Annotated in this window: 20 protein-coding genes, 1 other RNA gene and 2 pseudogenes; 8 read left to right on the plus strand and 15 right to left on the minus strand. The window is 57.7% G+C overall.

The annotated features are described in order from the left end of the window. Window positions 1-242 precede the first annotated feature (242 nt). Window positions 243-926 (plus strand): uracil-DNA glycosylase, encoded by a 684-nt coding sequence (ung, locus tag Q9R34_RS18395; RefSeq protein ID WP_485895588.1) that lies wholly within the window; start codon window positions 243-245, stop codon window positions 924-926. Between the two features lie 55 nt (window positions 927-981). On the opposite strand, the gene grpE is transcribed toward ung, so the two are convergent. Then, the gene (grpE, locus tag Q9R34_RS18400; protein ID WP_033754166.1) at window positions 982-1,563 is read right to left on the minus strand and encodes a nucleotide exchange factor GrpE; all 582 of its coding nucleotides are present in this window, start codon (window positions 1,561-1,563) and stop codon (window positions 982-984) included. Between the two features lie 123 nt (window positions 1,564-1,686). Between grpE and nadK the strand changes: the two genes are divergently transcribed. The 3 genes from nadK to bamE all read left to right on the plus strand — a co-directional run bounded on the left by nadK (window position 1,687) and on the right by bamE (window position 4,854). After that, entirely contained in the window at window positions 1,687-2,565 is an 879-nt protein-coding gene (gene nadK / locus Q9R34_RS18405; protein ID WP_434125562.1) for an NAD(+) kinase, read from the plus strand. An 83-nt stretch (window positions 2,566-2,648) separates the two neighbouring features. Next, on the plus strand, window positions 2,649-4,310 hold the full coding sequence (gene recN / locus Q9R34_RS18410) for a DNA repair protein RecN (RefSeq protein WP_485895591.1): 1,662 nt from the start codon (window positions 2,649-2,651) through the stop codon (window positions 4,308-4,310). A gap of 196 nt (window positions 4,311-4,506) precedes the next feature. Next, window positions 4,507-4,854 carry an outer membrane protein assembly factor BamE gene (gene bamE, locus Q9R34_RS18415; RefSeq protein WP_048786769.1) on the plus strand — a complete coding sequence of 116 codons (348 nt, stop codon included), beginning with the start codon at window positions 4,507-4,509 and terminating at the stop codon, window positions 4,852-4,854. 67 nt (window positions 4,855-4,921) lie between these two features. Here bamE and Q9R34_RS18420 read toward each other — a convergent pair whose 3' ends face one another. Beyond that, window positions 4,922-5,215, minus strand: coding sequence for an RnfH family protein (locus tag Q9R34_RS18420; RefSeq protein ID WP_033754051.1), 294 nt, complete (start codon window positions 5,213-5,215; stop codon window positions 4,922-4,924). Next, window positions 5,208-5,642, minus strand: coding sequence for a type II toxin-antitoxin system RatA family toxin (locus Q9R34_RS18425; RefSeq protein ID WP_033754055.1), 435 nt, complete (start codon window positions 5,640-5,642; stop codon window positions 5,208-5,210). Before Q9R34_RS18425 ends, Q9R34_RS18420 begins: the two co-directional genes overlap by 8 nt. A 159-nt stretch (window positions 5,643-5,801) precedes the next feature. Between Q9R34_RS18425 and smpB the strand changes: the two genes are divergently transcribed. From smpB to Q9R34_RS18440, 3 genes are all read left to right on the plus strand, one after another. Continuing rightward, window positions 5,802-6,284: an SsrA-binding protein SmpB gene (gene smpB / locus Q9R34_RS18430; RefSeq protein WP_033754058.1), complete on the plus strand. Its 483-nt coding sequence runs from the start codon at window positions 5,802-5,804 to the stop codon at window positions 6,282-6,284. 44 nt (window positions 6,285-6,328) lie between these two features. After that, window positions 6,329-6,692: a transfer-messenger RNA gene (gene ssrA / locus Q9R34_RS18435) on the plus strand. Window positions 6,693-7,022: 330 nt separating this feature from the next. Beyond that, window positions 7,023-7,625, plus strand: coding sequence for a serine acetyltransferase (locus Q9R34_RS18440; protein ID WP_485895594.1), 603 nt, complete (start codon window positions 7,023-7,025; stop codon window positions 7,623-7,625). 453 nt (window positions 7,626-8,078) lie between these two features. On the opposite strand, the gene Q9R34_RS18445 is transcribed toward Q9R34_RS18440, so the two are convergent. Beyond that, window positions 8,079-8,357 (minus strand): YrhB domain-containing protein, encoded by a 279-nt coding sequence (locus tag Q9R34_RS18445; RefSeq protein ID WP_485895596.1) that lies wholly within the window; start codon window positions 8,355-8,357, stop codon window positions 8,079-8,081. 460 nt (window positions 8,358-8,817) lie between these two features. Here Q9R34_RS18445 and Q9R34_RS18450 point away from each other — a divergent pair, with 460 nt between their 5' ends. Continuing rightward, window positions 8,818-9,036, plus strand: coding sequence for a SymE family type I addiction module toxin (locus Q9R34_RS18450; RefSeq protein ID WP_434125540.1), 219 nt, complete (start codon window positions 8,818-8,820; stop codon window positions 9,034-9,036). Window positions 9,037-9,098: 62 nt separating this feature from the next. Here Q9R34_RS18450 and Q9R34_RS18455 read toward each other — a convergent pair whose 3' ends face one another. The 11 genes and pseudogenes from Q9R34_RS18455 to Q9R34_RS18505 form a co-directional block, all read right to left on the minus strand. Then, window positions 9,099-9,476, minus strand: coding sequence for a CDI toxin immunity protein (locus tag Q9R34_RS18455; protein ID WP_485895598.1), 378 nt, complete (start codon window positions 9,474-9,476; stop codon window positions 9,099-9,101). Window positions 9,477-9,481: 5 nt separating this feature from the next. Further along, a pseudogene (locus tag Q9R34_RS18460) lies at window positions 9,482-10,690 on the minus strand (VENN motif pre-toxin domain-containing protein); the annotation flags it as partial. A gap of 196 nt (window positions 10,691-10,886) precedes the next feature. Further along, a complete protein-coding gene (locus Q9R34_RS18465) occupies window positions 10,887-11,303 on the minus strand; it encodes an Imm63 family immunity protein (protein ID WP_485895600.1) in 417 nt (138 codons plus the stop codon). A gap of 13 nt (window positions 11,304-11,316) precedes the next feature. After that, the gene (locus Q9R34_RS18470) at window positions 11,317-11,430 is read right to left on the minus strand and encodes a hypothetical protein (protein ID WP_485895602.1); all 114 of its coding nucleotides are present in this window, start codon (window positions 11,428-11,430) and stop codon (window positions 11,317-11,319) included. Next, window positions 11,420-11,566 (minus strand): hypothetical protein, encoded by a 147-nt coding sequence (locus tag Q9R34_RS18475; protein WP_485895604.1) that lies wholly within the window; start codon window positions 11,564-11,566, stop codon window positions 11,420-11,422. Before Q9R34_RS18475 ends, Q9R34_RS18470 begins: the two co-directional genes overlap by 11 nt. A gap of 315 nt (window positions 11,567-11,881) precedes the next feature. Further along, the gene (locus Q9R34_RS18480; RefSeq protein WP_485895606.1) at window positions 11,882-12,268 is read right to left on the minus strand and encodes a barstar family protein; all 387 of its coding nucleotides are present in this window, start codon (window positions 12,266-12,268) and stop codon (window positions 11,882-11,884) included. 10 nt (window positions 12,269-12,278) lie between these two features. Beyond that, a complete protein-coding gene (locus tag Q9R34_RS18485; RefSeq protein WP_485895647.1) occupies window positions 12,279-13,085 on the minus strand; it encodes a guanyl-specific ribonuclease in 807 nt (268 codons plus the stop codon). After that, window positions 13,086-14,087: pseudogene (locus Q9R34_RS18490) on the minus strand (VENN motif pre-toxin domain-containing protein); the annotation flags it as partial. A 647-nt stretch (window positions 14,088-14,734) separates the two neighbouring features. Continuing rightward, complete coding sequence (locus Q9R34_RS18495; RefSeq protein WP_485895608.1) at window positions 14,735-20,695, minus strand: hemagglutinin repeat-containing protein; 5,961 nt, start codon at window positions 20,693-20,695, stop codon at window positions 14,735-14,737. Then, the gene (locus Q9R34_RS18500) at window positions 20,674-24,327 is read right to left on the minus strand and encodes a two-partner secretion domain-containing protein (protein ID WP_485895610.1); all 3,654 of its coding nucleotides are present in this window, start codon (window positions 24,325-24,327) and stop codon (window positions 20,674-20,676) included. Before Q9R34_RS18500 ends, Q9R34_RS18495 begins: the two co-directional genes overlap by 22 nt. 12 nt (window positions 24,328-24,339) lie before the next feature. Then, a complete protein-coding gene (locus Q9R34_RS18505; protein ID WP_434126981.1) occupies window positions 24,340-24,867 on the minus strand; it encodes a toxin-activating lysine-acyltransferase in 528 nt (175 codons plus the stop codon). Window positions 24,868-24,869 lie beyond the last annotated feature (2 nt).

Genomic DNA, 24,869 nt, shown 5'->3' on the forward strand with positions numbered 1-24,869 from the left:
TGGCGCTATCCTGCTCAGCGCGGTGAGTAAATCAAATTATCGCCCTGATATAACACTCGCTTCTCGCGATGGTTTTGACCTCGGTCAATTTTCACAGCCACGTTTTTCACTGCTAATTTCAATTAATTGATTCAGATAAATTTTTGGCTAAAAAATATTTTGTAAATTTCAAATATTTTTTACCTTCAACCTGGTGCGGCGAACCGTTAAGCTAACGGCATCGTTCTATAAGGGAGCAGACCATGACGGATAAACTGACCTGGCACGACGTGCTGGCCGAAGAGAAAGAGAAGCCTTATTTCACCGAAACCCTGAAGCTGGTGGCGAATGAACGGGCGGCTGGCGTGACGGTTTATCCGCCGCAGAAAGATGTTTTCAATGCCTTTCGCCTCACCGAGCTGGGCGACGTCAAGGTAGTCATTCTGGGCCAGGATCCCTACCACGGCCCAAATCAGGCGCACGGTCTCGCCTTCTCGGTACTGCCCGGCGTCCCGGTGCCGCCCTCTTTACAGAATATGTATAAAGAGCTGGAGCAGGAGTTTCCCGACTTTAAGCGTCCGCAGCACGGTTTTCTCGAAAGCTGGGCGAAACAGGGCGTGATGCTGCTAAATACGGTATTAACCGTGGAGGCGGGCAAGGCGCATTCCCATGCACGCTTCGGCTGGGAGACCTTTACCGATAACGTCATTGCCGCGATTAATGAACATCGCGAAGGCGTGGTATTTTTGCTCTGGGGATCGCACGCGCAGAAGAAAGGCAGCATTATCGACCGCCAGCGTCATCACGTTTTACAGGGGCCGCATCCTTCTCCGCTTTCCGCTCATCGCGGCTTCTTTGGCTGCGGCCATTTTGCGCAGGCCAATGAGCTGCTGAAGCAGGCGGGCGAGCAGCCCATCGACTGGATGCCGCAGCTGCCCGCCAGCTGAGCCGCAAATAAAAACGGCCGCCTCACTGGGCGGCCGTCTGACGTGCGTTGTCTGCTTAGCTTTTCGCTTTAGCAACAGCCACCATCGCCGGACGCAGCAGGCGACCGTTCAGGGTATAGCCGCGCTGCATCACCATCATCACATGGTTAGGCGCCACGTCATCTGACTCCATCATTGACATCGCCTGATGGATTTCCGGGTTGAACGGCACGTTGGTATCGCCAACCACTTCAACGCCAAATTTGCGCACGGCGCCCAGCAGCGATTTCAGGGTCAGTTCGATCCCTTCAATCATCGACGCCAGCTCCGGATTCTCTTTGTCTGCGACTTCCAGCGCGCGCTCAAGGCTGTCGATAACCGGCAGCAGCTCGTTCGCAAATTTTTCCAGCGCGAATTTGTGCGCTTTCTCTACGTCAATTTCGGTGCGACGACGGATATTTTCCACTTCCGCCTGCGCGCGCAGCTGCGCGTCACGTACGCCGGTCTGCAACTGTGCCAGTTCGGCTTCCAGCTGCGCAATACGCTCATCACGCGGATCCACCTCTACTGCCGTCTCCGCTTCCTGAGGTTGCTGCTGATCCTGTTGAATTTCGTCTGAGACTTGCTCGTTTGGGGTGTTCTGTTCTTTACTACTCATGAATTTCTCCGCGTTTTGCACATTCATCTCGCCAGTCCGCTTATTATGGGGATCGGTTTGACGGTTTCAAGGGAACCCATCACATTGCCTTGCCGTTTTGGCTTATGAGGAAAGACCCACCAAATGAACAAACACTTTAACTGCATTGGTATTGTAGGCCATCCGCGTCACCCTACCGCTCTCACCACGCATGAGATGCTGTGGCGCTGGCTGACGTCCAAAGGTTATGAAGTGATTATTGAGAAGCAGATCGCGCAGGAGCTCAACCTTCAGGATGCCCAGACCGGCACGCTGGCGGAGATTGGACAGCAGGCGGACCTCGCCGTGGTGGTCGGAGGCGACGGCAATATGCTTGGCGCGGCGCGCGTGCTGGCGCGCTACGATATCAAAGTGATTGGCATTAACCGCGGTAATCTCGGCTTTCTCACCGACCTCGATCCCGACAACGCGCAGCAGCAGCTTGACGAGGTGCTACAGGGAAACTATTTCGTCGAAAGCCGCTTTCTGCTTGAAGCGCGCGTCTGCAAAGATGAGTGCTCGCCGCGCCTCGGCCTGGCGATCAATGAGGTGGTGCTGCACCCCGGCAAAGTGGCGCACATGATCGAGTTCGAGGTCTATATCGACGAGGTGTTCGCCTTCTCGCAGCGTTCTGACGGCCTGATTATCTCTACACCGACCGGCTCGACCGCCTATTCGCTGTCGGCAGGCGGCCCGATTTTAACCCCTTCGCTCGACGCCATCGCGCTGGTGCCGATGTTCCCGCATACCCTGTCAGCGCGGCCGCTGGTGATCAACAGCAGCAGTACTATCCGCCTGCGTTTTTCGTCACGCCGCAGCGATCTCGAAATCAGCTGCGACAGCCAGATCGCCCTGCCCATTCAGGAAGGCGAGGATGTGCTGATCCGCCGCAGCGAGAACCATCTCAACCTGATTCACCCTAAAAACTACAGCTATTTCAATACGCTAAGCTCAAAACTAGGCTGGTCGAAAAAATTGTTCTAATTTAAGCGCGCCCTCTTTACTGGATAAAAAACCAGTTTATACTGTACGAAAAACCATATCTGTTTTTCCATACAGGTGATTCTATGCTGGCACAGCTGACCATCAGTAATTTCGCTATCGTTCGTGAGCTCGACATTGATTTCCAACGCGGTATGACGGCGATTACCGGTGAAACCGGCGCGGGTAAGTCTATTGCCATCGACGCGCTCGGTCTGTGCCTGGGCGGTCGCGCCGAGGCGGACATGGTGCGTCAGGGTGCCGCGCGCGCTGACCTCTGCGCCCGCTTCAACCTCAAGTCCTCGCCCTCTGCGCAGCGCTGGCTGGAGGAGAATCAGCTGGATGACGGCAACGAGTGTCTGCTGCGCCGCGTCATCAGCGCCGACGGCCGCTCACGCGGCTTTATCAACGGCACCGCAGTACCGCTGTCGCAGCTGCGCGATCTGGGCCAGCTGCTGATTCAGATCCACGGCCAGCATGCTCACCAGCTCCTGCTTAAATCCGACCATCAGAAACACCTGCTTGACGCCTACGCTGGCCATGACGATCTGCTGCGCCAGATGCGCAGCGACTATCAGGCCTGGCATCAGAGCTGCCGTAATCTGGCGCAGCATCAGCAGCTGTCGCAAGAGCGCGAGGCGCGCCGCGAACTGCTGCAGTATCAGCTGAAAGAGCTCAACGATTTTGCGCCGCATGCGAACGAGTATGAGCAAATCGACGAGGAGTACAAGCGCCTCGCCAACAGCGGTCAGCTGCTCTCTACCAGCCAGCAGGCGCTGCAGCTGCTCGCCGACGGTGACGACAGCAACCTCAACAGCCTGCTCTACACCGCGCGTCAGATGGTGACCGAGGTCGTGACGCTGGACGACAAGCTGAGCGGCGTGCTCAATATGCTGGAAGAAGCGGCGATTCAGCTCAGCGAGGCGAGCGACGAGCTGCGTCACTACGTTGACCGGCTCGATCTCGATCCCAACCGCCTGTATGAGCTGGAGCAGCGCATCTCGCGCTATATCGCGCTGGCGCGTAAACACCACGTCGCGCCGGAAGGTCTGGCGGAGCTGCATCAGCAGCTGTTGACGGAGGCGGAACTGCTTTCGCAGCAGGAGAGCGATCAGGAGAGCTTGCAGGAGTTAGTGAGTGAACACTATCAGTCTGCACTGCGCAGCGCTGAGCATCTGCATCAGCAGCGTCAGCAATATGGCGCCGAACTTGAGCAGCTGATTACGCAAAGTATGCATCAGCTCTCTATGCCTCACGGCCGTTTTACTATTGCGCTGGCGTTCAATCCCGACCACCTCACGGCGGACGGCGCCACGCGTATCGACTTCCAGGTGACCACCAACCCAGGCCAGCCTCTGCAGCCGCTGGGTAAAGTGGCGTCCGGTGGCGAGCTGTCGCGTATCGCGCTGGCCATTCAGGTGATTACCGCGAAGAAGATGGAAACGCCGGCGATGATTTTCGACGAAGTGGATGTGGGCATCAGCGGCCCGACTGCCGCCGTCGTCGGACGTCTGCTGCGCCAGCTGGGCGAGTCGACCCAGGTGATGTGTGTAACCCATCTGCCGCAGGTGGCGGGCTGCGGCCATCAGCACTTCTTTGTCAGCAAAGAGACCGATGGCGCGATGACCGAGACCCATATGCAGGCGCTGGACAAGCGTGCGCGCCTGCAGGAGCTGGCGCGTCTGCTGGGCGGCAGCGAGGTCACGCGTAATACCCTCGCGAACGCAAAAGAACTTTTAGCGGCGTAACAGCCGCACTTTCTTCCCGCTGCGTGGTCATATGCTTGCTCTGTCGATGTAGAGGTTTCCAATAGCGAAAAGGTTTATTATCATCGGCTACTTATGTCGCCTGAATAATAAAGCCTGCCGCAGGCAGAGTTCAGAATTTGATGGCAAAAAAACAGCCTGAGAAAAAGGCGTTTGGCCCCAGAAAAGGAATGTAGAGATGCGCTGTAAAACGCTGACTGCCGCGGCAGTGGTAATGTTGATGATGACCGCCGGATGCTCCACCCTTGAGCGCGTGGTTTACCGCCCAGATATCAACCAGGGCAACTATCTGGTCGCCAACGATGTGGCGAAAATCCACAACGGCATGACGCAGCAGCAGGTCGCCTATACGCTCGGTACGCCGATGATGCGCGATCCGTTCGGCAGCAACGTCTGGTATTACGTGTTCCGTCAGGAGCCAGGTCATGAAAACGTGAAGCAGCAGACGCTGACCCTGACTTTCGACAGCAACGGCATTTTGACCAATATCGACAACAAGCCGAATTTGACTGCAGCGAAGGACTGATCGAACTCGCAACAAAAAAGGCGCCGCTGGCGCCTTTTGCTTTTCTGGCAGTCTGTGCTGACTGTCGCTATTTCTTGCCACCAGCTGAACGCTCAGCGCGCTGACGACGCAGCTCTTTAGGATCGGCGATGAGCGGACGGTAGATCTCTACCCTGTCGCCTTCCTGCAGCGTATCGCCCAGCTTAACCGGGCGGCTAAATACGCCCACCTTGTTTTGGCTGAGGTCGATGTCGCGGCGCAGCTCAAGCAGGCCGGATGCGACGATCGCCTGCTCGACGGTGCTTCCCTCTTCCAGCGTGACCACGCGCTGATACTGCTTCTCCGGCAGCGCGTAAACCACCTCAACGGAAATCTCAGGCACTGTAGACCTCTTTGGCGCGCTGAGTGAAAGCCTGCACCATGCTGTTGGCCAGCTCTTTGAAGATGCGGCCGAACGCCATCTCCACCAGCATGTTGGTGAATTCAAAATCGAGGCTCAGCTCAACCTTGCAGGCGTCATCGCCCAGCGAGATAAACTGCCATCCGCCGGTAAGCTTGCGGAACGGCCCGTCGACCAGCTGCATATGGATGCGCTGATTATCGGTAAGCGTGTTGCGCGTGGTGAATGTCTTACTGATGCCCGCTTTGGAGACGTCTACCGAAGCCGTCATCTGATTTTCAGAGGATTCCAGCACGCGACTACCGGTACAGCCCGGCAAAAACTGTGGATAGGCATCCACATCGTTGACCAGTTGGTACATTTGCTCAGCGCTGAAGGGCACCAGCGCTGAACGACTAATCTGAGCCATAATGGTTCCTGTTCATCACAAAACCGCTGAATTGTAGCATTTCCAGCGATCAAACAAAAATTCCCCGCATTGAGAGGTGTGCTAGAATATCCCGTTTCCCGGTGCCCCGCTGGACAAGGGGTGCGATGGCCGCCTAAGTGATGTAAAATACGCCGCACTATGACAAAGAAAAAAGTACATAAACCCGGTTCTGCCACTATTGCCCTTAACAAACGCGCCCGTCATGAATACTTCATTGAAGAGGAATTCGAAGCGGGATTGTCGCTACAAGGATGGGAAGTCAAATCGCTCCGTGCGGGTAAAGCTAACATTAGCGACAGCTACATTCTGCTACGCGATGGCGAAGCTTACCTGTTCGGCTCAACCTTCCAGCCGCTGGCCGTCGCCTCGACGCACGTTGTCTGCGATCCGACGCGCAACCGTAAGCTGCTGCTTAACCAGCGCGAACTCGACTCGCTCTATGGCCGCGTTAACCGCGAAGGCTATACCGTTGTCGCACTGTCGCTTTACTGGAAGAACGCCTGGTGCAAGCTAAAGATTGGCGTGGCGCGCGGTAAGAAAGAACATGACAAGCGCGACGACATTAAAGAGCGCGAATGGAAGCTCGATAAAGCGCGCATTATGAAAAATCGAAACCGCTAATCGCTGGATAGTTTTAAAGTTTTTTGCTAGAGTAGTTGGTTCCTGGGGCTGATTCTGGATTCGACGGGATTTGCGAAACCCAAGGTGCATGCCGAGGTGCGGTAGGCCTCGCTAAAAAACCGCAAAAAAATAGTCGCAAACGACGAAAACTACGCTTTAGCAGCTTAATAACCTGCTTAGAGCCCTCTCTCCCTAGCCTCCGCTCTTAGGACGGGGATCAAGAGAGGTCAAACCCAAAAGAGATCGCGTGGATGCCTTGCCTGGGGTTGAAGCGTTTAATCTAATCAGGATAGTCTGTCAGTGGCGTGTCTGTCCGCAGCTGCCAGGCGAATGTAAAGACTGACTAAGCATGTAGTACTGAGGATGTAGGAATTTCGGACGCGGGTTCAACTCCCGCCAGCTCCACCAAAATTCTCCATCGGTGATTACCAGAGTCATCCGATGAAGTCCTAAGAGCCCGCACGGCGCAAGCCCTGCGGGCTTTTTTGTGTCTGTCGCTCTTCATACATAGCTTCTTACTCTCTTTCCGGTTTGTTTCTAATCACCTCACAAGTGTATTTCTCAGCGCCATTTAGAGTGAAGCTGGCCCCTCATAAAGTGAACTCAAGTCCTTATCCATCACGCTTCCACAATGACAAACAATCCCTCGTAAACGTCGTCTTCAGGCAAGCGCCTAACGTATAATGCTCAAAATCTTTACCCTCTTTACAAAAAAAAATTCTTCAGAATGGAATGCTGATGAAAGATCAAAAAGACAAAAATCTTCTGCTGCTAAAAGAGTCTTTGCAGAAAGAAGTGATGATGAACACTAAGCCTTTCTCATGGTTCAGCGTTATTCACAAAGCCGTCAAATGCCCAAGACGACGTTACTATTTCTGGTGGCGCATCGCCTCCTACTGGTATCAGAACAAAACGGGCGTTTTGAAGCAGGCCGCGCTTCGAATTAACCGGAAGCTGACGATGAAATATGGTACAGAGATTGAGTTAGGTGCGAGAATATTACCCGGACTTGTGATCACTCACCATCAAGGGATAGTCATTAACGGGTCTGCCGTTATCGGGCATTCATTCCGTATCAGGCAGAACACCACGATTGGGATAACAGGCAGCAATCCTTCTAAGCTGCCGATTTCAATCAAGATAGGCAACAACGTGACTATTGGTGCTAATAGCTGCATTATCGCTGACCAGATTGTTATTGGAGATAATGTGGTAATTGGAGCCATGTCATTTATTAACAAAGATGTGCCTGATAACAGTAATGTGATAACCGAGAAAACGATGAGGCTTACTGTAAGAAAAACTGAATCGCTAAATTCAAAGAGTGTAAGAGATAGTTAGGCTGGATTCATCTGGTAAGCTCTGGTGGATGGCGCTGCGGATTCTTTAATGCTGTAGAGCGGCTTTATAGTTGTCCGCCGCGGCCAGCATTATGCTGTACTTGTCCCCACTCTTCCTTCGACGTGCCTTCGCCCGTCTCAGCCCGCTCATGTCCTGCGCCTGGCTGTCCCGGACGCGGATAACTATCGCGCCGTCGCTCATCGTCGCCTTTGTTACCGGGCTGTTGCTGTGGTTCGCCTTACCATCAGCCCGTTCGCCATGTTCCCGGCAAACTGACCCGCGATGCTGCCCTCGGTGCTGATGCCCGCGCTCTGGTGCTCCACCTTATAGTCTGCGTGGTTCTCAATGTCATTCCAGCCCAGCGTCCCCGTCTCCAGCCGGTTTTTATCCGCCGTCGCGGCCGGGCCGATGACCGCCCTCTTCAGCTGAACGATTCTTTTAGGCTTGTGTTTACTACCGAATCTTATTTTTCTTCTCTTCATAATCTTGTAAATATTTCTCAATAGGATACGCAGTCCCAAGCTCATGAACTTCGCCAGTATCCTTGTCTATTATAAAGGGCGCATTACCTGCAAGCTGAGTAGAAAAATCCCCTGTTTTAAGATACTCTCGAGATTCAAAACAAAAAAACCATTTTTCAGAAAAACGCCCCTTAAGTGTAATGATAAGTGGAATGTCGTTATTTCTTAAATAATCACAAGCCTTCTCGACAGCCTGTTCAAAATTAACCATTAATTTACCCTCAACAATTGAAATGATTTTAACTGATTAAGGTCAGCAGACTTTCCCGATTGCCCATCAAGGAACCGAACTATTCCTTTTTAATTTACAACGTTAAATACATGTCCCGGTTGTCCAGGCCCATATGCCCCCCCCTTGAACCAGATCCTGCATGTTTCATCTGCTGCGTAATAGTTTTTGATAAAGAAAAATACTTAAATTTAGTACCCTAATATTACAGTGCACCACCAAAAGAAGAGATAAACGAAGTACGGCTTGAAAAATAATCCTTTTTTTCGAGAAGTGTCGCAATATATTATTTAGCTTTAAGCGAGTTTTTGCGACAAAAGATGTATATTTATACAGGTCACAACGGAACGGGAAGCACGAAACAAGAGATTTTTTAGCGCGGCTGGAGCGGGCGGCAACCCGCAGCAGCCGCTGACCACAACCAACTGATAAGGAGTTGATTATGGCTGATACACATCATAAGCCAGAGACCTGCACGCCTACAACCGCCGCGCATTATTACAAAGTCGGATATCGGCCCAACAGGGGCCAGCCGAACCCGCTGCCACAGTTAACCATTAAAGGCCGCTGGCTAGAGGCGCTGGGATTTAAGATCGGGCAGAAGATCGAGGTGATCACCGGACCGGGACAGTTGATCATCCGGCTGGCGACTGAAGGATAACCGGCTGGCGTATAAAGTAAAATCCCGGCACTAAGGCCGGGATTTATTTTTCGAATCATCTGTTATTTAGATCTTATTCCCAAGCGGAACCTTTCAGTTGGGAATAAAGGTTGCAGTATGATTTCATCATTAAAAATGAATAATTTCGGTGATAATGCTGTAACAGCATAAATATTTTCAGCAATCAAACTCAAGTTTGCCCTGAAAATAGGAATATTTTCATCATCTGCGAGAACGAATACATTAACGTTTTCCATGAGGTTTACATTTAATAAACTATCAATATCCTCATAATCATAATATTCAATTCTCGACCACAGAATAGCCCCACTTTCAAAAGGATATTTATTAAAAATATCAACCACTTCTTTCTTTTGTTGGTCCTCAACGATACCAAAATCAGCACTAACTGCTTCTTGACACTCTTCAAATAAAGTCATGTTATCTACCTGTTTAGCTGCTTCAATATCGTTTCAAAGGCTTTTTCGTTACCCTCAAATGGTATTACCTGCTTAACTGCTTTTCCTGGCCCCTTACCTTGAGAGTAATCCCATATATTAATATGGGTGCCTTTTTCTGGATCATAAGCAACACGCCAACCAACTTTACCATCGCTAGATTACCGACCAATAACTTTCCCATTTCCAGCACTTACTTCCAACCGTCCAATCACAGGTTTAGAATCAGAACCTAAATTACCGACAATATCCAATGCTTTATTTCGGGCGCTCTCCCAATTTTTCTCAGGGGAAAGTGTTTGTTCAATTCTATTTCTTGATTGTGCACCGGATTTAGTTTTCCCGATTCCAGCAGCGATTCCCGCCGCGCTGGTTCCGGCCACCTGAGCCAGGGAGTTGATCGCAAGTTGCTTCGCTTCCTCCGAATCACCGGACACCAGTGCATTATGGATCGCCGCGTTTCTGTCTGCCTCAAGCTGGATAGTTGTCACCTGAAGTACTGACAACTCATTTTGCTCTGCCGGACTCAGACCGCCTTCAGCACGCGCTTTTTCCAGCAACTCACTGGTACGGCGGGCATAATCAGCCCGCAACCTGCCAACCTCATTCGCTTTATCAACACAGTCCCTGGCACCCGTACACTCCACAATGCTCTTTTGTTGTTCCGCTGAGATTTGCTTGTACTTCTCTGTGACTGTTCCTTCGCAAGCTTTGTTGCCCTGGCATTGTGACATTTCCTCAGCACGAGACTTGTTTTGTGCTACGTTCAGCGCATTATTCTCAACCGCATTCCTTCCCGCCTGCGCACCCGCCACCGCATCCGCCGTGCTGTCACCCGTCACGCCGCCCGCCAGCCCCGCCGCCAGCGTGCCCAGCGCGCTTATCGTCTGGCGCTGCTCCTCCGTCAGGTCATTGCGGTCCACGCCCGGGTACATCTGCTGCGCAATATACTCGCCCATCGCCGCGCCCGAGGCGCCCGCCAGCGCGCTGTTGCCCGCCGCGTAAGCCGTTACCGCGCCCACCACCGCGTGCGCCATCAGGTTCGCCTCGACGTTCACCACCTCTTTGCCGCTCGCATCCTTCGTGGTGGTCATGTCGTGGATGACCTCCGCCAGGTACGGTGCCGCCGCCCCGCTGGCCGCCTGCGCCAGGTTGCCCCCCGCCAGGCCCTGCACCGCCGCCGTCGCCGCCTGAATTGCCCTGCTGGATGGCGCTGCCCTTGTTGGCGCTGAGCGTCACGCAGATGAACCGTAAGAAGGTCAGTGCGTGGCTGAAGTTTTTTTCTGGGCGCGCTGAACCAGGCGTGGGAGATGCCGGTTATCATAAGGTAGTAAGTGCGGCTGCAGGGAAGGGTAATCCCGGCCTAGATGGCCGGGATTTGAGCAGCTAAACTTATAAATAAAGACTGTCATCATAGGGCGCATTGGAGAGGGTCTGATCAATCTCCTTTTGTGCTTTAATTTCCCATTCTTTATTCATTCTTGCCATAAATGCAATAATCATAGGAAATGCCATACGACGGCCATCTCGCCCAGGTATGCGATGTTCAAGTTCGTATTGGAAAGATATATTTGATACGAAATCTGAAGTAATCCAATAAAGTAGTTCATCAATTGATTTCGTGGTCTTTCTTGAAAACTCGTACCCTCTTTCTGATGAAATATAATTATACATTTCTTTTTCAAATGAAACGTAAGGAGTTCCATCATTAGTGGGTACAGAAAAAACAGTTACAGAATGAGGTGGATAGCCAATTTTCGAGACCATGTCATCAATTTCTTTCTGAATTTCTTCAATACTGAGCAGCATATTAATGAACCTCCTAAATGTATTCATTTTTTATAAGCCAATCAACATTTACTCTTTCTTGCATATTAGGCAATATCTGAACACCTCTACCAGGTTCACTAAAAGCAGGCGCTATTTTACCTTGCATAACCGGTAATCGCCTGCGCCAGGTTGCCGCCCGTGCTGATGCCCGCGCTCTGGTGCTGTTCACTGTTGCGCTCCGTCGCGCCCGCCACGCTGAGATCGTTGCCCGCCTGTAGCGCGACGTCGCCTTTGCCTACCACTTCGGCGTATTGCCTTACTACAGGCTGTTATCGCCGTCCCAAATGATATCGTCGCGGCTCGCGGTAATAGGCTAAGGTCGCGGCCTGCATGCAGCACCGTCTGGCTCGACTTGCCTCGGTTGGCCACCTGCGCCGCCGATGTTGTTAATATCGGTGCGGTGGGAAGATCGACGCTGACGCCCTTGATGGTGCTGTCAGACTGGTGATTTTATCGCCCTAATGGCGGCAGGCCCTACCCGCTGCTTTTTCAATCGTGCTAAAATGGATATTCTTAACCTAAATTATATTTATTTACTTGAATTACAAAGCACACCATCAAGACAATAGAATATTAGTGATATGCTCACGATCTTTTTCCTGAAAAACCACTTCCAATGTATGCTGATCATAATCACGCCAATTCAAGGCAGTATCTCTTAAAATCTCCAAATATATTTTTAAATCTTTTTTTGAAATGTTAGGTAGCACATCATGCACTATTATTATTTTATTTTCATTAATCCAATTGAAATCACGCAAGCAATCTTCCAATGCATTCCAGTTGAAACCAAAATACCCTGGAAACCATAATAAGTAATAAAGAGATTTTAACAACTCATCAGTATTAGAAATCAACGGATCTAACCTGGCGAAGAAAACTTCGCCTGTATTATATGATGCTTGACCATCTATGAACCTGAAAAAATTGTTATCATTAGTCATTCTTATTTTCCTATTTAATCCTTATGAACGTTTTATAATGATCATTCGTATAATATGTTTCACCTTTCTGACCAACAACTATCCGTTGGGGACCTGGACCTGAAATGCCCGGGGTTGGGTGTACGTATTCTTTGTAGTATCCAGGCTGTTGCGGAGGGAGCCCTGTTTTACCAGTATCCCTGTCAGAGCGATTCTGGAATATAGTCCCATTATTTTTATGTGGATAAGAGCCACCAGTCAGTATCCTGTCAAGCGTAGGTTTTAAATCTACGGTTCCGCTAAAATACTCACCTGTTTTTATATCTCTTACATTTACTCCATCAATAAATCGAATTGGTTCATTCGCATTTTTTCTAGCAACATTTCCTCCCGTTGACAAATAAGCCAAGTCATCCTTATTCGGCCCATCAGGAATCGGCGTTGTCGTCGTATTTTCACCTGTACCGGTGATTCCTTCAGTATTTCCGGTATTTGTCGCACTCTGCTGGTCTGATTGATCAGGGCTGGTAAGCGTCGTTCCTTTATTCTGATCCTGAGCCGGATTCACCAGCTTTCCTCCGGTCAAATCGTCATTAACCGGCACGGTTTCAGTTTTACTGCCTGCTCCTCCCGTATGCTGCTGGCTCTGCGCCGATACTATTGCCATCAGGACGCACCCGGGATTTGACCGGCATGCCGCATCCAGTCCTTCCTTTACCTTCCTGGTCAGCGCCAGCGCCGCCTGCTCGTTTGCACCGCCTTTACCCGCTTCGGCCATCGCCGCCGAGTTCAGCGTTTCCTGTGCCAGCATCTGCTGCAACATGCCCGCGCTAAACATATTGTTACTGATTTCATTCTGGCCAGCCTGTGCGCCTGCGACCGCGTCAGCTGCTGAGTTACCGGTAAGGCCGCCCGCGAGACCTGCCGCAACCGTGCCCAGCGCGACCAGCGTCTGCTTCTGCTCCTCGCTCAGCTGGCTTACCGGCACGTTGCCATACAGCGCATTCTTGATGGCTTCACCCATTGCCGCCGTGGTCGCTGCGCCAGCCGCGCCGGACAGTGCTGAATTGCCCTGCGCCGCAGCTATCACTCCGGCTACGGCCGCATGAGCCATTATACGGCTGGCTTCATCCGGCGCGGTTTGTTTGATGACCTCCGCCAGGTACGGTGCCGCCGCCCCGCTGGCCGCCTGCGCCAGGTTGCCCCCCGCCAGGCCCTGCACCGCCGCCGTCGCCGCCTGAATGCCCTGCTGGATGGCGCTGCCCGTGCCCCACTGCTGCTGGGCGGCCTTATAGCTGTCCGTCGCCGTCAGCTTCTCGTTGTACTTCGCCCACTCTTCCTTCGACGCGCCTTCGCCCGGCTCTTTGATATTTTTCGCCGCCAGCTCCGCCTTACCGGCTTTCGTCGCCCGTATCTGCCCCTCCGTCCGCGCGATATCCGCCGCCTGGCTGCCAATCTCACCAATCAGCTGCGCCTCCTGCAGCCGGTTCTGCTCCTTCTCCTTGTCGAATATCGGCGACAGCGTCTGGTTCGCGTGCGCCACGTCCCGGCTCAGCCCGCTCACCTCCTGCGCCTGGCTCTCCCGGTCGCGGATAACTATCGCGCCCTCGCTCACCGCCGCCTTCGTCACCGAGCTGTCGCTGCCGCTGTGGTTCGCCCCGACCAACAGCCCGTTCGCCATGTTCCCGGCAAACTGACCGGCGATGCTGCCGCCCGTGCTGATGCCCGCGCTCTGGTGCTCTACCTTATAGTCCGCGTGGTTCTCAATGTCATTCCAGCCCAGCGTCCCCGTCTCCAGCCGGTTTTTATCCGCCGCCGCGGTCGAGCCGATGACCCCTCCCACTTTTTACACGCCTGCGTCGTCAGACTGAGCTCAACCAGCTCATGTCCGGGACCCAGCTTCTCCTTTACCCGGTACTCAGCACCTTTGCGCAGCGGGATCATCCAGTGCTTTTCCGTTCCTGACGTCTGCCATTGATGAAGCAGGCCCAGGGCATAAAAGCCCTTGTCCATTATCGTCAGGGAGTGCGCGGGCGTCTGTTCTGCCAGCCGGGCAGCGAGATCGACTTCGCTGGTTTCGCAGACGCTGCCAAAGGCGACGCCCGACAGCAGGTGGCTGGTGACCTCCATCTGGCAGACCATCCGCAGCTGCGGCCAGCCGGAGCTAACGAGTTCTTTATCGGTAAGTCGCCGGTAAGATCCGGCGACTGCAGAAGGGTATATAAGAAGATCCCGGCCGCTGAGGGCTGGGGTTCATAAAAACTTATCGGTAATAAAAATACCAAAAAATAAATCCAGTCGGGGGCCCCATCCAGGTTAGCTTGAGGCAAATCAATAAATCCTCAGATGAAAATGGAAATTTATCATTCATATTCCAAGCCAACCATGCCCCGAGTAAGCGCCCCAAGATTGTCAAAATAAAAATCACAATCGCCATTGAGCAACATAGATACAAAAGGTTAAGTAATGACTTGGTGCTATTTTTCATTACTTACCTCCGACATCTTTCAGCTTATCTTGAACCATCCCAGATGCAGCAGAATCGCCGAGATTACCTACTATTGATGGCAATGGATTTTGCGGAGCTGGTTTTGTTATTGTCCAGACACCTGTCGATACCCATTCGTACTGCTTAGAAACTGGGTTGAGCTTTTTATCAAAAGGAACCTTGATCACATTACCTGCCGCATAACCAGCCGATGCACCAGCCTTGCTCAGCAGCGCTGCCATAAAGGGATCGTCACCGCTGATTTTAGCCTGATAATATCCCCCAGCCGCATTCCACGTCATTGTGGGGTTATAACCTTTACCTGCCGTGATGGCACCAATCAGACCGGTACCAATCATATCTGTTAATTTTACCTCACGCGTTGTTTCGTATTGGATACCTGCCCCTAACCCGGTCCCCACGCCTACAGCAATAAGCTGTTCTTTAGTATTATTAACAGCGTTAGTCAATATTGCTCTCCCTCCCATAACTATGGTTGGCCATGAGGTCGGATCCATAACCACAGCCATAACACGATCTCCTGAGCTAATATTATCCTTAAGGAATTTAAGGTCTGCTCCATTAAGATAATTCACTAGTGCTGCTGCTGACGGATCTTTCAGTTTTTCGCTTAGACGAAACTGGCTGGGATTTTCATCCCGGGCGACATTGGTATCGGCCTGTATCAACTCCTCCCATGTTACACAGGTAACCCCCCCGCCAGTGCAGGCGGCTTTAAGCTCCTGACTGTTTTTGTTGCTAATTTCAATGTATTTCTCCGCAACCTTACTACAGTCGCCGCCTGTCTTTTTACAGTCCAGCATTTCTTTATCAAGCTGGCGGGCCTCATCTTCGTGCAATTGATTATTCTCAACCGCATTCCTCCCCGCCTGCGCCCCGGCCACCGCGCCCGCCGTGCTGTCTCCGGCCACGCCGCCCGCCAGCCCTGCCGCCAGCGTCCCCAGCGCGCTTATCGTCTGGCGCTGCTCCTCCGTCAGGTCATTGCGGTCCACGCCCGGGTACATCTGCTGCGCGATATACTCGCCCATCGCCGCGCCCGAGGCGCCCGCCAGCGCGCTGTTGCCCGCCGCGTAAGCCGTTACCGCGCCCACCACCGCGTGCGCCATCAGGTTCGCCTCGACGTTCACCACCTCTTTGCCGTTCGCATCCTTCGTGGTGGTCATGTCGTGGATGACCTCCGCCAGGTACGGTGCCGCCGCCCCGCTGGCCGCCTGCGCCAGGTTGCCCCCCGCCAGGCCCTGCACCGCCGCCGTCGCCGCCTGAATTGCCTGCTCAACCTTACCGCCGGTGCCGAACCCGCTCTCACTGAACGCCTGGTTATAGAAGGTCTGGTAAGCCTGCCCGCTGATATCGTCCGCCTTCGGCTCTTTCCCCGGGTTCGCCTTCCGCCATTCCGCTTCCGCCGCCTTCAGCTGTCCCGGCGTGACCGCCTTCATCCGCTCATTCGCGGCGTTCGTCGCCCGTATCTGCCCCTCCGTCCGGGCGATATCCGCCGCCTGGCTGCCTATCTCACCAATCAGCTGCGCCTCCTGCAGCCGGTTCTGCTCACGCTCCTTGTCGAATATCGGCGACAGCGTCTGGTTGGCGTGCGCCACGTCCCGGCTCAGCCCGCTCACGTCCTGCGCCTGCTTCTCCCGGTCGCGGATAACTATCGTGCCCTCACTCACCGCCGCCTTCGTCACCGAGCTGTCGCTGCCGCTGTGGTTCGCTCCCACCAGCAGCCCGTTCGCCATATTTCCGGCAAACTGACCGGCGATGCTGCCGCCCGTGCTGATGCCCGCGCTCTGGTGCTCTACCTTATAGTCCGCGTGGTTCTCGATGTTATTCCAGCCCAGCGTCCCCGTCTCCAGCCGGTTTTTATCCGCCGCCGCGGTCGAGCCGATGACCGCCCCGTCCAGCTGCGTGTGCGCCCCGACGCTCACGTCAAAGCCGCCCTTGCCCGCGAAGAGGCCGGTCTGCTCCTCCACGCTCTGCCAGGTGCTGTGCATCCTGTCGCGCGAGGCGCTGACGCTGGCCGAGCCGGTCATCGAGCCGAAGGTAAAGCTGCCGCCCGCGCTGGCGCTCTGCTGCTTCGAGTCGTAGCGGTCGCTGTCCTGCTCGCTCGCAAGCGTCAGGTTGCGCCCCACCTCCGCCTTCACCTTCTCGCCGCTCACCTGCGCGCCCTGAAGCGTGGTGTCGCGCCCGCTCGCCAGCGTGACCTGGCTGCCCGCGCTTACCTGAGTCTCGGTGTGGGTGACGCCGCTGCCCTGCTCGCTGCCTTTGCCCTTGTTGACGCTGGCGGAGACGCTGATGCCCCAGCCGCCCTGGCCCGCGCCGATGCCCACGCCCAGGCTGCCGCCGTGGCTCTCGTTTTTCCCCTCCAGCGAGGAGGTATTCGCGGCCGACAGCAGGTTCAGGTCCCGGTTGGCCGACAGCAGCACATCCCTGCCGGCCTGCAGCTGGCTGCCCTGCACCCTCAGGTCGCCGTCGGCGCCTTTCACGCCGCTGCCGCGCGCCACCACGCTCAGGTTGTCCCCCGCCGTCAGGCTGCTGCCCTGGGCGGTGCGCTGCTCGCTGCGCTGCGTGGAGGTGGAGGACTGGCTGCCGTAAGAGAGGCTGACCCCGATGGCGTTGTTGTTCTCCGGGCTGTTGCCCTGCGCCGCCGCCAGGCGCGCGGCCTGCGTTGCCTGCACGCCGCTGAGCGCGGCTTTGGTGCCCTGCAGCGCCGCCAGCCGTCCGCTGTCGGCGGACTTCGCCTCCTGCACCGTCTGCGCCGCCGTATTGAGCGCGCTGCCCACCGTGCCGGAGAGGGCCAGCGTCAGGCCGGAGGTTTTCTGCTCGACCTTGTGCGTCTGGCTGCTCTGGTTTTCCGCTGCGGTGATGCTGACGTCGCGCCCGTCCAGCGTCAGGTTTTTGCCGGCGATAAGTTCGGAGCCGTTCACGTCCAGACGGTTGCCCGCCTCCAGCGTCACGCTGCCGTTCACGCTGCCGACGGTGCTGCCCTGGTTCGTCACATCCTGCGCCGTGTCGGTGGTTTTCAGGCTCTGCGTGCCGTAGCTGAAGCCGATGCCGCCGGTGCCCGACAGCCCGCGCTTTTTCTCCTGCGCCAGGTGCTGCTCGCTGTTGCGCTCCGTCGCGCCCGCCACGCTGAGGTCGTTGCCCGCCTGCAGCGCGACGTCGCGCGTGCCCGCGATCTGGCTGCCCTGCACGCGCAGGTCGTTGCCTGCCGCAACCGTGACGCTGTCGCCGCTCAGCGCGCTGCCCTGCGCCGTCTGGCGCGCAATCTGATCGCGCGTGGTGGTGGTGCTCTTCGACAGCCAGCCGCTGCTGCCGGTCACCTTATGCCGCTCGTCCAGATCCTGGGTGTTCTCACCATTCGTCAGCGTAACGTCCTGTCCGGCGGTCAGCGCCAGCGCGAGGTCGGCCGACAGGGTGGCGGCGCGCGCCTTAAGATCGTTGCCTGCCAGCAGCGAAACGTCGCCTTTGCCCACCACTTCGCTGCCGATCTCCTGCGTATTGCCCTGCTTCAGGCTGTTGTCGCCGTCCCAGACGATATCGTCGCGGCTCGCGGTGGTGACGGTATTCAGGCTGAGGTCGCGGCCCGCATGCAGCACCGTCTGGCTCGACTCGCCGCTGTTGACCACCTGCGCCGCCGTCAGGTTGATATCGCGTCCCGCCTGCAGGATCAACCTGCCGTCATCGCCCTGCACGTACATGCCCGCCACGCTGTCGACGGTGGTGCGCGCAAAGCTGTTATCGCCGCTGCGGCTCTCAACGCTGCGCGTGGTGCTGATGGCGTTGATATCCCGTCCGGCGCTGGCCAGCAGCGAGTCGGTGCCCTGGATCACGCCGCCGATGTTGTTGATATCGGTGCGGGCGTTGAGATCGACGCTGGCGCCCTTGATGGTGCCCGCCAGGTTAGTAATATTGTCGGCGCTCAGCTTCACCACTTCGCGTCCGGCCAGCGTGCCGCTGTTGAACAGGCCGCCGCCCAGGTTCAGGTTGAGGTTGCGGCCCGCGATCAGCGCGCCGCTGCCGTCGACATCGCCCGGCTGAACGCGTGCGTAAACCTGCGGCACCAGCACCGTCTGGGTAGACCCATCCGGCAGCCTGACCTGCGCGTTAACCAGCCAGACGATATCTTTGGTCAGCAGCGCCATCTGCTCCGGCGTCAGCGCTACGCCGAGTGTCAGGTTGTACTGCTGGCTGAAGTCGATGGCGTTGTTCATCAGCGCTTTGTACTGATCTTCGTCGTTGCTGTAGCCGTCCAGATAGCGCTGCCCCGTCAGGTTGATCACCTGTTCGCGGATCAGGCGCTGTTCGTAGAAACCGTCGCCGAGGCGCTTCAGGACGTTGTCGCTGTTCTGCGTCAGCTGCTCCTGCATATAGTCGCTGCTCAGCCACTGCTTCTCCTGGGTAAAGCGCGGATCGGTCTCCACCAGGTATTTGCCGCCGGGCGACGGATTGGTTTTGAACAGGCTGTTGTCCGGCAGGCGCGTATCCGGCCCGACGATGCGCACCACGGGCGCCGCTTCGCCCTGCTGCGGCGCGACGCTGCTGGGAACCTCAAAGCGCTGCCCCGGCTTCAGAGCGGCGACGGCGATAGCGGGCAGCGCGCCGGTGTCGACCGCCTGCCACTCAGGCGCCAGCGCGCTGCCCGCCACGGCGGCGCTGACGCCGCCGGTATGGCCGATCGCGGCGTTGGTGCCCTGCGCGCTCTGCGGTGCCAGCGAGAGTGGCGTGCCGCTAATGCTGCCGTGATCGACCAGCTGGCTCGGCTTCAGCGCAATCGTCTCAATCACCTCCGGCGGCGCATAGGCTGAGCCTTTTTTGCCCTGGCTGTCGCCGCCTTTATGGCGGATGCGGTAGTAGCTGGTGACTTTACCGACGTCGGTGGTAATACGCTGGCCCGCCACCTCGACGTTATCAAGTTCCCCCGCGTTCATCGTCAGCGTGTTGCCCGCGACGATTTGGCTCTTATCGTTGAACACCTTATCGGCGTTCAGCGTCATATTGCCGCCCGCGATGATCTTCGCCGGATCGCTTTCGGCGATCTGCGTCTCCTGCACCGTGCGAGTGTAGTCATACTGGGTGAAGCGGTCGTGGTTGCTGCCGGTTTTGCCCGGCGTGTTGAGATTGCGCAGCGAGTCGGCGGAGTTGCGATCGACAAACACGCCCGGCTCGCCCGCTTTCCAGCGTACGGTGTCGCCCGACTGCTGATATTCGGTGATCGCCTCGGTGGAAACGGTCGCCAGCTCGGTGCTGAAATGGTCGTTGACGTTATTGATCTGCCCGGCGTCAATCTGCATATCGCCCGCCGACTCGATGGTGGCGCTGTGGTTGTTAAGGGTGCCAGCCCTGCCGGTCGCCAGTCCGCTGGCGTCCAGCTGCCCGCCCAGCGCCATATCCCCCGCGCTGTAGATCAGGCCGTGATCGAGGTTGTTCAGCGTCTGCACGCCGATATCGACCCGCTCGCGCCCCGCCAGCGTGGCGGCGCTGCCGTTCTCCGCCAGGTTATTGAAGGTGCCAGCTTGCACGCCGACCGTGTCGCCGTATATCCGGCCGCTGCCGATATTGGTTAAGGTGCCGGCCTTGAGCAGCGTCTGCTTGCCGTCTATCAGGCCGTAGTTGGTGAGCTGCCCGTTAAGCGTCAGCCAGTCCTGCCCGGCGTTGATCTCGCCGCTGGCAGCGTTCAGCAGATTGCTGGCGCGCAGATCCAGCTTGCCGCCCGCCAGCAGCTTGCCGCTGTTAACGACGTCGCCTGGCGTGGTGAAGTTGAAGCTGCCGTTGGCGATCATCTCGCCGCTGTTGTTCAGGCTCTGCTGGCTGACCAGCGTCATGTCGCCGCGCGAGAGGATCTGGCCGTCGCCGCCGAGTCGATCGGCGCGGATCGTCAGCGATCGTCCCGCCCTGACGCCGCCTGCGCTGTTGGTCAGCGTCAGGCCATCGCCCTGCAGCAACAGATCCTCTCCGGCAGAGAGTTCGCCCTGCTGTTGTCGAGGCTGCCGCGGCTGTTGATGGTCAGCTGCCGGTCGGCCAGCAGCCTGCCGCGCTGGTTGGCGATGCTGTCGCTGTTGACCTCGATACTGGCGGCTTCGATGCCCTGCTGTGCGCCCTGGGTATCCTGGTTATTGAGCTGCAGCGCGTTGAGCACGGCGGTCGCGCCGCTGCGGATAAGACCGGCGGCGTTATCAATAGCGCCCTGCGCGCTCGACAGCAGCAGATCGCCGACGCTCTGGATCTGCCCGCCGCGGTTATCCAGATGCGCGGTGGTGAGGCTGGCCGCCTGCTCGCTCACCACGCGCCCGCCGTTGCGGTTATCCAGCTCGCCGCTTTGCAGGCTGAGGTCGCCCTTCGCGCCCAGCGTGCCGCCCTGATTGTCGATATCGCTGCCTTGCAGGCTGAGATCGCCCAGGCTGTAGAGGGTGCCGTTCTGGTTGTCGACGCCCTGGCCGTGGCTGTCGACGAGCACGCTACCGCCCTGCAGCAGGCCTGCCCGGTTATTCAGCGCTGATGCCGTATCGAGGCGCAGCGCGCTCAGCATTGATGCAGTGTTAAGGCGCAGCGCGTTCTGCGGCGATGTGATGTCGAGGCGCAGCTGGTCTTTCGCCACCAGCGTGCCAGCTGCATTATTCAGGCTGCCCGCCGTCAGCTGCAAGGCTTTTCCGCTCAGGGCCATCCCCTGCGCGTTCTCCATCCGCCCGGCGCGGATCAGCATCTCGCCCTGGCTGGTCAGCCCGCCTTTCTCGCCGCTGTTCTGGTTGAGCAGCGTCTCTGTGCCGATATCAAGACGCTCGCCGCTCTGGATAAGGCCGCCGTCGCTGTTATCGAGCGTGCCGCCGCGCAGCGTCAGCGCCTCCTGCGCCGCCAGCTGCCCACCGCGGTTATCCAGCACGTCAAAGTCCAGGCTGCCTGTGTCGCCGCTCGCCAGCACGCCCTGGCCGTTAAGCAGCTCGTCGGCCGTGACGCGCAGCACTTTGCCCGCGCCGATGGTGCCGCCCTGATTATCGAGCCGCTGCGCCGCCTCCAGCGACAGCCCCTGGCCCGCTTTAATAGCGCCGTCCTGGTTGCTGACGTTCGCCGCAGCGGCGGAGAGCGCCGCCTGCGAGGCGAGCGTGCCGCGCTGGTTATCCAGCTGCGTGCCCTTTAACCGGAGATCGCCCTGGCTGACGATAAAGCCCTGCTGGTTGTCGATCGCCCCGGCGTCAAGCGTTAGCGCGCCCAGGCTGCTGATGCCGCCCTTGCTGCCGCTGTCGCGGTTGCTTAGCGCATAGCCGTGCGTGTCGACAAGGGCGTCGCCGCCCGACTGCAGCAGGCCCGCGTCGTTGGTCAGCGCGCCGTCGCTCTCAATGCGCAGCTGCTGTTTGCCCACCAGCGTGCCGCCGCTGTTGTTCAGCGCCTGGGTGGTGAGCCAGGTCGCGCCGCCCGCCAGCATCCCCTGGCGGTTATCCAGATCGCCGCTGCGCAGCGTCAGCGCGCCGGTGCTCAGGATGCCGCCGCTGTCGCCGCTCAGCTGATTGCTCAGGCGCGCGCCGTGCGTGTCGAGCAGCAGATCGCCGCCCGCCTGCAGCAGGCCGCCGTCGTTGTTGAGCGCGCCGCTGTCGCTGCGCAGCGCGCCTGACGCGGCGATGACGCCGCGCTGGTTATCCAGCGCCCGCTGTCCCAGCCCTAGCTGGAGGTTATCGCCCAGCAGCGTGCCCTCCTGATTCTCCAGACCGGCGGCGCTGAGGGTCAGATCGCCCTTCGCCCCAATACGGCCCGCCTGATTTGCCAGCGCCTGCTGCGTGGCGAGGCTGGCGGCGCCGGTTGCCGCCGACGCGCGGCCCTGGCGGTTGTCCAGCCGATCGGCGTTCAGCCTCAGATCGCGGCTCGCCGCCAGTTCGCCCTGGCGGTTATCGACCGCGCCGCTGACCTGCATCGTCAGGCTGCCCTGCTGCGCGGCGACGATGGCGCCGGAGCGGTTATCCAGCGCCGCGGCCTTGAGGTCGATATTGCCGTTGCCCGCCAGCTGGCCGCCCTGGTTATTCAGGCTGCCCGGCAGCGCGATGGCGAGGTCATCGCTGCCGGTTTGCATAATCTGGCCCTGCTGGCTGGAGAGGTCGTGCGCCTGCAGATCGAGCCTGCTGGCGGCCAGCGCGCCGCCGTCGTTATCCAGCATTTTGTCGGTGTGGGCGGTGAGCTGCTGCTGCGCGGTGAGGGTGGCGCCGCGCGTCACGATGTCGCCGTCGCGCGCCTCAAGGGTGATGTTTTTCCCCTGCGTGCGGCTGCCGCTGAGATCCAGCCGCTGGCCGCGCGCGGTCAGGCTGCCGCCCGCCAGGTTCTTGCCCTGGGCGCTCAGCGCGCCATCGGCCGCGAGCGTCAGATCGCCCGACTCGCCGAGCCTGCCGTCCTCCTGGACCCCGGCGGCGAGCGTGCCCGCGTTGGTGCTGTTGAGACGGGCGGCCTGCAGCGTAACGTTATTGCGTGCCGCGATGGAGCCGCTGTTTTGCGCCTCCGCCGCGCTGGCGACGGTGGCGCTGCCGCCAGCGAAGAGCGTGCCGCTGTTGCTTAAGCCCTCTCGCGTGGCGACCTGCAGCTCGCCGCTGCTGCGTATGCTGCCGCTGTTTTCGATGCGGCCGTCGGCGGTGAGGGTGACCGCACCCGCCTGCGCGCCGATGTTGCCCGCGTTGCGCACGCCGACGCCCGCTTCGGTGCCGATCAGGCGGATTTTCCCGGCATACATGCCGCCGAGGCTGGAGACGTCCAGCGCCACCTGCGGACGCGAAGCGGGGTCGTCACCCTGTTTCGTGACCTGCTGATGCGCCGCATCCACCTGGTTGCGCCCGGTGGTGACGTTCAGATCCTTAGCCCAGACGCTGGCGTTGATTTTCACCGAGCGGGCGATAATGTCGGTGTAGTCCTGGCGCGAGCTGTCCAGCCCCGCCCCTTCGACCGCTATCTCGCCGCGCTCGACGTTAAAGCCGGTGAGGTTGCCGTTGGTGATCTGCGCCTGGCCGGTGGTGAGCGTGGCGCGGTTGGCGTTGATAAATCCGCAGCCGTTGCAGGTGATGCCGGACGGGTTGGCGATTACCACCTGCGCTTTTTGCCCCGCCACTTCGACAAAGCCGTTCAGGCGGCTGGGATCGCGCGAGTTAACCTCGTTGAGGATCACTTTGGCCTCGCCGCGGGCCAGCCAGGGGTTGCCGCTCACCATGCCGCCCAGTTCGGTCTGCACGTTTTTATGGGAGTTGTTGAGAATGGCGCCCTGCTGCCCGACGTCGAACTGGCTGTAGCTGTTGCGCGACACCCCGCCGGCGGAAGGGGTCTGAATATTGATCTGCGGCGTGCCGTTGGCGCTGTTGATAATGGTCGGCTGCTGACCGCCCGGCGCCTGCGAGTCGGCGACAATGGCGGCGCTGGCGGGCTGGATGACGCCCATCGCCAGCCAGAGGCTGAAGCTCAGCGCGCCAACCCGACCGATGAGTCGGCTGAGCGTATGGCCCGCGCCCGATGCGCGCGCGCCGCCTGCGCGGCCTGAACCGGCAATATCGGCCACCACCATCAGCATGCCGCGCGCTTTGTTGAAAATAATGCGGTAGAGGTTTCTGTTCATCTAATGTCCCTATCAGATTTGTGGTAACGCCACGGCGAGCGGGTGCGCCTGCCGCCACTTTTTTGCCGCCTCGCGGTTAACGCTGGCGCCATGAAAATTGAGTACGCGCTTGCCGCGCTGTTCGCCGCGATGGTCTAACGCCCGCCAGCAGGCGTGAGGAAAGAGGTCGCGGCGCACCAGACGGCTCATCGCCGCGGTATGACCAAACGGCGCGATCCAGTCGCAGCACCACATGCGCTCGCCGCTGTTCCAGTCCTCGGGCGGGAAATGGATCGCAGGCAGCGTGAGATAGCGCGCTTCGGCCTCTTCATTCAGCCAGGCCCAGCTAAAGAAAAAAACCGGCTCGCCCGCGTCGGCGACCAGCACATACTGCTGTGTTTTAACGATCGGCAGCAGCAGCGTCGGCAGCGCGTGCAGCGGCGCGTCGCGATGCAGCGGCGAGTGCATCCAGAGCCAGACCGCGGCGCCCAGCACTTCCGCTTCGCTCTCTTCGCCGCCGAGGATCAGCGGCGATTTAATCTCATAGTTCCCTGCGCGCATGC

Source organism: Enterobacter sp. BRE11, from assembly GCF_031844285.1.
In the GTDB taxonomy this organism is placed as follows: domain Bacteria; phylum Pseudomonadota; class Gammaproteobacteria; order Enterobacterales; family Enterobacteriaceae; genus Pantoea.